The organism is Nonomuraea maheshkhaliensis, from assembly GCF_039529435.1.
GTDB classification, from domain to species: Bacteria; Actinomycetota; Actinomycetes; order Streptosporangiales; family Streptosporangiaceae; genus Nonomuraea; species Nonomuraea maheshkhaliensis.
The window spans coordinates 30,608-33,441 of record NZ_BAAAMU010000113.1 but is presented as its reverse complement, the minus strand read 5'-3'; the positions used below and the strand labels follow the sequence as shown (position 1 = coordinate 33,441).

General features: G+C 72.4%; 4 protein-coding genes. 3 read left to right on the top strand and 1 reads right to left on the bottom strand.

The genetic code is table 11. The annotated features are described in order from the left end of the window. The 3 genes from ABFX54_RS44395 to menC all read left to right on the top strand — a co-directional run. Positions 1–508 (top strand): cation:proton antiporter domain-containing protein (locus ABFX54_RS44395; RefSeq protein ID WP_346113024.1); only part of this gene is annotated, 508 nt, incomplete at its 5' end. A 140-nt stretch (positions 509–648) separates the two neighbouring features. Next, the gene (locus tag ABFX54_RS44390) at positions 649–1,437 is read left to right on the top strand and encodes a GNAT family N-acetyltransferase (protein ID WP_428834635.1); all 789 of its coding nucleotides are present in this window, start codon (positions 649–651) and stop codon (positions 1,435–1,437) included. A 13-nt stretch (positions 1,438–1,450) separates the two neighbouring features. Continuing rightward, positions 1,451–2,551: an o-succinylbenzoate synthase gene (gene menC, locus ABFX54_RS44385; RefSeq protein WP_346113022.1), complete on the top strand. Its 1,101-nt coding sequence runs from the start codon at positions 1,451–1,453 to the stop codon at positions 2,549–2,551. Here the strand turns inward: menC and ABFX54_RS44380 are convergent. Continuing rightward, positions 2,541–2,834: ABC transporter ATP-binding protein (locus ABFX54_RS44380; protein WP_346113021.1), on the bottom strand; the 294-nt coding region annotated here is incomplete at its 5' end. The two genes, menC and ABFX54_RS44380, sit on opposite strands and share 11 nt — an antisense overlap.

The following is a 2,834-nucleotide window of genomic DNA, read 5'->3' as shown; positions in this document are numbered from 1 at the left end:
CAACGACGTCGCCGCGATCGTGCTCTACCACGGGGCCATCGCGGCGGCCGTGACCGGCACCTTCTCGTGGCCGGGGGCGCTGACCGAGTTCGTGCTGTCGGCCGGGGTGGCCGTGCTGGTGGGGCTGGCGCTGGGGTGGCTCGGCGGGCGGCTGATGACGCTGCTGGGCGACGCCACGCTGCAGGTCGGGCTGTCGCTGCCGGTGCCGTTCGCGGCGTACGCGCTGGCGGACCGGCTGCACGGGTCGGGGGTGCTGGCCGTGCTGACCGTCTCGTTCTACCTGGCCGAGCGCATGGCCGACGCCGACGACGTGGTGGGCAGGCTCACCGCGACGACGTTCTGGCAGGTCGTGGACACGCTGGTGACGCGGGTGGCGTTCGGGCTGATCGGGCTGGAGCTGCACGCCGTGCTCGGCACCGTGCACGGGCGGCTCGGGCTGGTGCTCGGCTGGAGCGCCGCCGTGGTGGCGATTCGAGCGCGGCGTCAACCCCGCCGAGCACGGTCATGAGCTCCTCTTCCACCCGGGCGGCCTAGAACCGCACAACCGCCGTCCGCCCTCTGATAGGGCGGGGCCACGAAAGGGCGGGGTCGTCTTGGTGAATCCGCACGAACACCGGCGAACGGCGATGGCATAGCGTCGCCAATGAGATGTCCGTGAGAAAGGGTCGGCCGTTGATCGAGGTCAGGGAGCTCCACGAGATACCGGAGCTCGAAGGCGTGCACGCGCTGTTCGACGGCATCTGGCACTTCGGCTCCGGCGACCCGCCCATCACGCTGGAGCTGATGCGGGCGCTGGCGCACGCCGGCGGCTACGTGGCCGGGGCGTTCGAGGACGGGCGCATGGTGGGCGCCTCCGTGGGGTTCCTGGCGGCGGGGGGCGCGCTGCACTCCCACGTCACGGGGGCGACGGCAGGGCACGGCATCGGGTTCGAGCTCAAGCAGCACCAGCGGCGCTGGGCCCTGGAGCGCGGCCTGGAGCGCATCACCTGGACCTACGACCCCCTGGTGCGCCGCAACGCGCACTTCAACCTGGCCAAACTGGGCGCCAGGCCGGTGGAGTACCTGCCGGCCTTCTACGGCGTCATGGAGGACGCGATCAACCAGGGCGACGAGTCGGACCGGCTGCTGGCGTCCTGGCCGCTGAGCGCGCCGCACGTGGAGGCGCTGGCGCGGCGGGAGCCGTACGTGGCGCCGGTCCCCCGCGACGCGGTGGTGGCGCTGGCCGACGAGGGCGGGCGCCCGGTGCAGGGATCCCACGACGCCGCGGCCGTGCTGGTCGCGGTGCCGGCCGACATCGAGGGGTTGCGCCGGGCCGACCCGGGCATCGGCAAGGCGTGGCGGCACGCCGTGCGCGAGGTGCTGGGGGGCCTGATGGCGCAGGGCCGCAAGGTCACGGGGTTCTGCGGGAAGTCGTACTACGTGTTGGAGAGACAGTGAAGTGGGAGAGCAAGTGAAGATCACCGGAGTAGAGCTGCGGCGGATCGCGATGCCGCTGGTGGCGCCGTTCCGCACCTCGTTCGGCACCGAGACCTCCCGTGACATCCTGCTGGTGCGGGTGGTGACGCCCGACGCGGAGGGCTGGGGCGAGTGCGTGGCGATGTCCGGGCCGCTCTACTCCTCCGAGTACGTCGACGGCGCCGCCGAGGTGATCCGCCGTTTCCTGCTGCCGAGGCTGCCGCGGACCCTCGACGCGCAGGACGTCGGCCGCGCCCTCGAACCGGTCAAGGGGCACCGCATGGCCAAGGCGGCGGTGGAGACGGCGGTGCTGGACGCGCAGCTGCGGGCGGCGGGCCAGTCGTTCGGCCGCTTCCTCGGCGCGGCCAGGACGCGCGTGCCGTGCGGGGTGTCGGTCGGCATCATGGACTCCGTCCCGCAGCTCCTCGACGCCGTGGCGGGCTTCCTCGACGAGGGCTACGTCCGGATCAAGCTGAAGATCGAGCCCGGCTGGGACGTCGAGCCGGTGCGGGCGGTGCGCGAGCGCTTCGGCGACGACGTGCTGCTCCAGGTCGACGCGAACGCCGCCTACTCCCTCACCGACGCCCGTCACCTGGCCCGGCTCGACCCGTTCGACCTGCTGCTGATCGAGCAGCCGCTGGCCAACGACGATCTGGTCCAGCACGCCAAGCTGGCCGAGCGGTTGCGGACGCCGGTCTGCCTGGACGAGTCGATCGAGTCGGCCGAGCACGCCGCCGCGGCCATCGCGCTCGGCTCGTGCTCGATCATCAACATCAAGCCGGGCCGGATCGGCGGTTACCTGGAGGCGCGGCGCATCCACGACCTGTGCTGGGCCAACGGCGTCGCGGTGTGGTGCGGCGGCATGCTGGAGACGGGCCTGGGCCGGGCGGCCAACGTGGCGCTGGCCGCCCTGCCGGGGTTCACGCTGCCGGGCGACACCTCCGGCTCGCGGCGCTACTACGCCACCGACGTCACCGAGCCGTTCGAGCTGACGGACGGGCATCTGGAGGTGCCGACAGGTCCTGGGCTGGGCGTCGAGCCGATCCCGGCCGTGCTCGACGAGGTGACCACGGCCACGGAGTGGATCACCCTCTGAGCCTGGGCACCGCGGCCAGCAGGCTGCGGGTGTATTCGTGCGCGGGCTCGCCGACGACCTGTTCGGTGGGCCCGACCTCGACCAGGCGGCCGCGGTGCATGACGGCGACCACGTCGGCGACGTACCTGACCACGGCCAGGTTGTGCGAGATGAACAGCATCGTCAGCCCCAGCTCGTCGCGCAGCCCGCGGACCAGGTTGAGCACCGCTCCCTGCACGGACACGTCGAGCGAACTGGTGATCTCGTCGGCGACCAGCAGTCCGGGGTCGCCGCCGAGGGCGCG

What these genes read in the sequence shown, in the direction of transcription:
- ABFX54_RS44390 (WP_428834635.1), top strand. Translation starts at nt 649, where the DNA reads ATGTCCGTGAGAAAGGGTCGGCCGTTGATCGAGGTCAGGGAGCTCCAC.